General features: G+C 74.2%; 5 protein-coding genes. 2 read left to right on the forward strand and 3 right to left on the reverse strand.

Annotated features, from left to right (window positions below; genetic code table 11):
* Together AC1DUQ_RS15335 and AC1DUQ_RS15340 are read left to right on the forward strand one after the other, a co-directional pair.
* The coding region (locus AC1DUQ_RS15335) for a maleylpyruvate isomerase family mycothiol-dependent enzyme (protein WP_477074085.1) at window positions 1-505 on the forward strand (505 nt) is incomplete at its 5' end.
* Window positions 502-876: a DUF1304 family protein gene (locus tag AC1DUQ_RS15340; RefSeq protein WP_477062895.1), complete on the forward strand. Its 375-nt coding sequence runs from the start codon at window positions 502-504 to the stop codon at window positions 874-876. The genes AC1DUQ_RS15335 and AC1DUQ_RS15340, both read left to right, overlap by 4 nt.
* A 144-nt stretch (window positions 877-1,020) precedes the next feature.
* Here AC1DUQ_RS15340 and AC1DUQ_RS15345 read toward each other — a convergent pair whose 3' ends face one another.
* From AC1DUQ_RS15345 to AC1DUQ_RS15355, 3 genes are read right to left on the reverse strand one after another with little or no spacing between them, the layout of a single operon-like run.
* Window positions 1,021-4,020 carry a S8 family serine peptidase gene (locus AC1DUQ_RS15345; RefSeq protein WP_477074086.1) on the reverse strand — a complete coding sequence of 1,000 codons (3,000 nt, stop codon included), beginning with the start codon at window positions 4,018-4,020 and terminating at the stop codon, window positions 1,021-1,023.
* Window positions 4,017-5,852: a copper resistance CopC/CopD family protein gene (locus AC1DUQ_RS15350; protein ID WP_477074087.1), complete on the reverse strand. Its 1,836-nt coding sequence runs from the start codon at window positions 5,850-5,852 to the stop codon at window positions 4,017-4,019. Before AC1DUQ_RS15350 ends, AC1DUQ_RS15345 begins: the two co-directional genes overlap by 4 nt.
* Window positions 5,849-6,352, reverse strand: a complete 504-nt coding sequence (locus AC1DUQ_RS15355) for a hypothetical protein (protein ID WP_477063171.1) — start codon at window positions 6,350-6,352, stop codon at window positions 5,849-5,851. The genes AC1DUQ_RS15350 and AC1DUQ_RS15355 overlap by 4 nt, the downstream gene beginning before the upstream one ends.
* Window positions 6,353-6,402: the final 50 nt, after the last annotated feature.

Here is a 6,402-nt window from a genome sequence, read left to right on the forward strand (position 1 = left end):
CGTGATCTCGTCGCCGCAGGCGACCCCGGCGGACGTCGTGCGGTCGCTCGTGCGAGCGCGGGGCGACTTCGACCGTGCGATTGCCGCCGAGGCCAGGCGATGGTCGCACCGCCCGACGGCGCAGATCGTCGAGGACTACCGCCGGTTCGCCGGATCGCGGCGGCACCCGGTGGGCACCACCTACGTCGACCCGCTGCTCGACGTCCTCGTGCACACCCAGGACATCGCCGTCCCGCTCGGCCGTGAGCACCCCATGCCGCCGGAGGCGGCCGCCGTGGCCGCGACGCTCGTGTGGCGGCGGTCGTTCCCGTTCCACGCCCGCCGGCGCCTCGCAGGGCACCGGCTCGTCGCCACCGACACCGACTGGTCTGCGGGCGAAGGGCAGCCGGTGGAGGGGCCCGTCCAGGCGCTCCTCCTGCTGCTCACCGGTCGCACCGCCGCTGTCCGGCGGCTCCCCGGGACCCCGGTCCCGCAGCTCGCCCTCCGCACAGGAGTCCGCTCATGAACGCGTTCGCCCAGGTCGTCGCCCTGCTGGTCTCTCTGGTGCTCATCGTCATGTGGGTCCTGGAGTCCTTCTTCCACGACCGCCCGTCCCTCTACCCGATCTTCCTCATCGAGCCGCAGGACGTCCCGGCGGTGCGCATGTGGGCCGTCAACGTCGGCTTCTACAACCTCTGCTTCGGACTTGCCGGCCTGCTCGGGCTCCTGATCCTGCACGTGGGTGACCCGGCGGTGGGTCGGGCGCTGGTGCTCGTCGTGTGCGCCAGCCACGTGCTCCTCGCCCTCGTCCTGTACGTCTCCGAGCGCCGGCTCTGGCTCAGTGCGCTCGGCGAGGGCGTCCCGGCGCTGGCCGTCGTCGTCGCCACGCTGGCGTGACCCTCGAGTGAGGGGCCCCGCCGGGGGGCGGGACCCTGCGCGGGGTCGTCGCCCCAGTGGCACGACCACGCGAGGCTCGCCCGCCGTCATCGTGACTGATCGCCCTGCTCGCACCGGCGGAACGGCCAGAGCCGGTTGGTGGGTTCAGGGGGTGTCGAAGGCGTCGATGTCGAGGTTGTCGGTGGTCAGGCCGTGGGTGGTGCCGTCGAAGTAGGTCGACCAGGTGCCGGTGGTGTTGGCGATGATGTCTTCGTCTTGGGTGGTGCCCAGGGTGGGGATGGTGGTGGTGGGGGTGGAGAAGGACAGCAGGTAGTGGGTGGCGTCGGTGCGGACGTAGCCGTCGACGTTGGTGCCGGCGGGTAGTCCGAGGGTGGTGGCGTCGAGGACGCGGGTGTAGCTGGTGCCGTTCCAGGAGTAGATGTCGGCGTCGTCGGGGGTGCCGCCCACTCCGGGTGGGTTGGTGTTGCCCAGGGTGGAGAAGTACACGGTGGTGCCGGTGATGCTGATGGCGTCCAGGTCGAGGTTGGCCACGGTCAGGCCGTGGGCGGTGCCGTTGAAGAACACCGACCAGGTGCCGGCGTTGTTGTAGACGATGTCTTCGTCCTGGACGGTGCCCAGGCCGGGCACGGTGGTGTCGCTGGCGAAGGACAGGTAGTAGTGGGTGGCGTCGACGCGGTCGTAGCCGTCGGTGTTGGCGCCGGTGGGCAGCCCGAGGGTGGTGGCGTCGAGGGTGCGGGTGTAGGTGGTGCCGTTCCAGGTGTACAGGTCGGCGTCGTCGGGGGTGCCGGCCACCCCGGGTGGGTTGGTGTTGCCGAGGGTGGAGAACACGATCGGGGCGCGCACGGCCACGGTCGTGGTGGTGGGGGTCGACCAGTTCCCGGCGGCGTCGAGGGTGCGCACGCTCAGGGTGTGGGTGCCCTCGTTCCAGGTGGTCACGTCGATGCTGGTGGTCAGGGTGTACGTCGGGCCGGTGCCGGTGATCGCCATCGGGGTGGCCAGGCCCAGGCCGGGGTCGGTGCCCCGGAACCACTCGGCGCGGCTCAGGGCAGAGGTGTCGGTGGCGGTCCCGGTCAGGGTGATCGTGGTCGCGCCCAGGGTCGGGTTGGGTGTGGCGGTCAGGGCCGAGATCACCGGTCGGACCTTGTCGACCACCAGGGTCCCGGTCGCGACCGGCCCCCAGTTGCCCGCCGCATCCCGACCCCGCACCGACACCACGTGCGACCCGATCTCCAGGTTCGCGGTCGGGATCGTCACGGTCAGCTCGGCGAGCGAGGCTGCCGGCGTCATCGTCATGGCGGTCCCGGTGCCGTTGGCGCCCACGTTGTCCAGGAAGTACTCGGCGGCGTCCACGACCGAGCCGCCGGTGGCGGTGTCGTCGGCGGTGGCGTGCACGGTGACGTCGTCGCCGCCGTTGGTCGGCGTCCCGACCAGCGTCGGTGCGGTGGTGGTCGGCCCGGTGAGGTCCGTGCCCGGTGGGATCGTGACGGTCAGGGCGAGGGGGGAGGTTGCCGAGGTGGAACCGTTCGTCGCCGTGATGGTGAGCGTGTAGTCGCCCGGCGGCAGGGTGGGCGACGGGKTGACCGACAGCTGGGCGGTGCCCGAGCCGGACGACACGACCGCCGGGGTGAACGTCCAGGTAGCCTCGTGCGCACCGAGACCCGAGAGCGCGAGCGTGACGTCGTCGGCGAAGCCGTTCACGGGGGTGATGCCGACGGAGACCGTCGCGGCGACGCCGCGATCCACGCGGACCGTCGTGGGGTCGAGCGTCATGGAGACGCCCGGTCGGCTGATCGCCCACTGGTACGTGCCCAGTGCGTCCAGCCGGCCCGAGCCGTACGTCGGGTCAGGTCCCGCGGGACCGAGGTCGACCCCGGTGCCGGTGAGGGCGGCACGCTGCTGCTCGACCGGGAGCCCGGGCACCGCCCCGAGCAGCAGCGCGAGCACGCCCGCCGCGTGCGGGGCCGACACCGAGGTCCCCGTCGCCACCTGGTAGAGGCCGTACCGGTCGGTGGTGAGCACGTCTACCCCCGGCGCGACCAGGTCCGGGTACGCCCCGTCCCGCCCCCCGCAGGTCGAGGGCCCGCGGCTGCTCGATCCGTAGACGAGGTCGTCGCCGTTCACCGCTCCGACCGCCAGGGACTCCGGGTAGTTGGCGGGGCTGACGCTGCTCGCGGCTCCCGGCCCGAAGTTTCCCGCGGCGAACACGGGCAGGATGCCTGCCGTGCGCAGGGCCTGGACGTCCGGCTGGAAGGTCAGGTCGCACCCGGGGCCCGCGCCGATCGACCAGGAGCCGTTGACCACGTCGGGCGCGTCGGCCGTGCTCGGGTCACGGTCGGGGTCGAGCACCCACTGGAAGGCCTGGTGCAGCGCGGTGGTCGTCGCGCCGCCGCGGTCGTTGAAGACCCGCGCGGCGATCCAGCTGGCCCCAGGCGCGACGCCGACGGCCGTCGACCCCGCGTCACCGCCCACGATCAGGCCGGTCGTCGCGGTGCCGTGACCGGTCAGGTCGGTCGGGGTCGTCGGGTGCTCGCCGTAGGGGTCGTACCAGCTGTTCGTCCCGCCGCGCCAGCGGCCCACGAGGTCGGGGTGCGATACGTCGACGCCGCTRTCCAGCGTTGCGACGACCACGCCTTGGCCCGTCTGGCCCAGGTCCCACAGGGCCGGCGCCCGCACCGCGGCCACGTTCGGTTCCGCAGGACCGACGGCCGGTACGACGAGGATCCGGTCGGACGTGACGGCGGCGACGTCGGCGCGAGCGGCGAGGGCCCGGACGACACCGGGTGTGGCGGTCACCGAGATCCCGTCGACGATCCAGAGCGGCGTGACGTCCGCTACCTCTCCGTGGTCTGCGCGCGTCCGGAGCATCGCCCGGACCGGCGCCTGGGCGGCGGCCGCCCGTGCCCGCAGCCGGGCGACGACCGTCCGCAGGCGTGCCGCCCGGGTGCCACGGACGTCCGAAAGGTCCGCACGGGAGCGCAGGGTCACGACAACGGACACCATGCCGTCGGGTGGGGCGTCGGCGAGCAGTGCGGCGACCTGCGGGGTCAATGCGCCGCCGTCCGAGTCGGGCTGCGCCGCCGCCGGGGCCCCGAGCAGCGCGAGGAGCACCGCGACGACGGTGCCCGCGGCGATGGGCCGCCTCATCGCGAGCTCCCGACGAGCTGGTCCGGGACGATCGTGGCCTCTGCGCGACGGCGGGTGCGCAGGATCGCGGCGGCCGTGCCGACGAGCAGCAGGACGGCGAGGGCGGTGGTCGCGAGCTCGGCCGTGCTGGGTCCGTCGGATACCGGAGGTGCGACGGTCCACGCCGTCCGGGTCACCGTGATCGGGAGGTCGCGGCGCTGGACCGCGACCGATGCCGTCCATCGGCCCGGTGCCGGGGCGATGGTCTCGGCCTCGTAGCGTCCGGGCTCGACGGGCTCGAGCGCCGCGTGGATCGTCCCGTCGGGGCCCTCGAGCAGGACCTCGACGGCGCTGACCGGGGCGGGCTCGGGCTTCACGGTGGAGCGGATCCGCACGATCAGCCGACTCGCCTCAGGGCCGGCGGGGACGACCTCGAACGTAACGAAGAGCCCGTCGACGTTGGTCGCGTGCACCGTCGTGTCCCGGGTCGCCGAGGCGACCTCGCGCGCCGTCGGGACCGACGTGAGGACCGCGGCCGCGCCGACGGCGGCCACCAGGACCAGCACCTCGGCGGCGACCAGGGCCGGGAACCTGCGCAGCGGCACGGGCGCCCACCCCGCCGGGCGTCCGAGGCGCCGGCCGACAGGCGCCGCGATCGCGGGGTTGACCAGCAGCGTGTTGACCCCAGCCACGGTCAGGGCAACGGCGAGCAGCGCCGCCTTGCCGACGACAGCGGCGCCGTAGACGCTCGTCACGAGCGCGCCGGCGGTCGGCACGTGCCTGCCGGCCTCGTACAGCCCGGTGGCGAGCAGGACGACCGTCGCCACCGCCGCGATGGGGCTGAACGCCCGGAACACCGGTGCCATCGCMGGCCCCCGGGCTGGGGAGTCGTGGAGCAGCGAGGGCAGCAGGCACACGGCGAGCACCGACACCCCGCCGGCCCACACCCCGGCGGCGACCAGGTGGGACGCGGAGGCGAGCGCCGCCGGAACGGATCGGGCGGGGAGCGTGGCGGCGTGCCCCGCCACGGCCTCCAGCCCGACCACGGCCGCCAGCGCGACGACGGCGGCACGCACCAGCGGACGTGAGCCGTCGCGCGTCGTCGCCCACCGGGCGAGCGCCACGGCAGCCACGACGAGGACGAGCTCGCGCGCCAGCCAGAGGTGCCCCCAGGGCGTCCCGGTCAGCAGGTCGACGGCGGCGGCGGGCCGGAGCCCGGGGTCGTCGCGGGTGAGCAGGAGGGGGGCAAGCAGGCCGCAGACGACTGCGACCCCGGCCCCCAGCGCCGCGACGACGCGCGCTCTCCGGCGTGCCCGGTGGCCCTGCTCACCGGTCGAGCGCAGCACCCGCCCGGAGACGGCCAGCGCGCCGATCGTGATCATGAGTGCGCACAGGTCGAGCCAGCGCAGGACGACCGCCGGTGCGGCGGGAAGGCCGCCGGCCGCCGTCGGCACCACGCTCGGTCGCACTCCCGCGCCGAAGACGACGGAGCCGCTGGACTGGTGGCCGTCGTCGAGCGAGAGGGTGCGCCAGTCGAGCACGTAGGTCGCCCGGGCGAGCGGGGGCGTGACGACGCCGAGCACGGACCCGTCGCCCGTCGTCGACACGGTCACCGGCACGTCGACGCCGTCGATCGTCCGGAGCGCGACGGTGCTGGTCCGGGGGTCGACCGCCTCCGTGAACCAGAGGGTGAGCTCCGTCCGGCCCACTGCGACCGTTCCACCCACCGGCGGGTCGGAGCGGGCGAGCTCGCCGTGCGCCGCGGCCGGGGACGCGCCGAGCAGCACCATGACGAGCGCGGCGACCAGGACGGACAGAGGGAGCCGCGCGACGCGGAGCGCGCTGCTGCTCATCCCTCGACCACGAGGTGCTCGACGCGGTCGTCCCCGATCACCAGAGTCACCGACGTCCCGTCGTGGAGAGCGTTGTGGGCGTTGGCGATGAGGAAGTAGTAGGTGCCGCCCAGCTGGAGGTCCGCGCTGTGGCGGTGCGGCGACGCGAGCACCAGCGTCTGTCCGGTGTCCTCGACCACGAGGACGGGACGCATGCTCGTGTCGTGGATCATCGCCACCGCCTTGTCCGGGTCCACCACCTGGTACCGGAACTCGATGAGCCCTCCGGCCGCCGTCACGGCGATGAGGTCGACCCGGATCCCGAACCGCGCCGCCAGGTCGTCGGCGGAGACCGCGACGGTCTGCGCGCGGACGTCGGCCCGGTGCTCCCGCTCGGCCAGTCGCCACGCGCCCCCGCCCACGAGCAGGAGGCCGACGACGGCGGCCGCGATCCAGCTCCGGCGGCGAGGTCGTGCCGGAGGCGGCTCGGTGCCGACCTCGGGTCGGGTGGCGACGGTCACGGGTGACCTCCTCCTGTGGACCGGCCCGCGACACCGGAGGGGGCGCGGGC

The organism is Cellulomonas sp. P4_B5_2 (assembly GCF_056402235.1).

What these genes read in the sequence shown, in the direction of transcription:
- AC1DUQ_RS15340 (WP_477062895.1), top strand. Translation starts at nt 502, where the DNA reads ATGAACGCGTTCGCCCAGGTCGTCGCCCTGCTGGTCTCTCTGGTGCTC.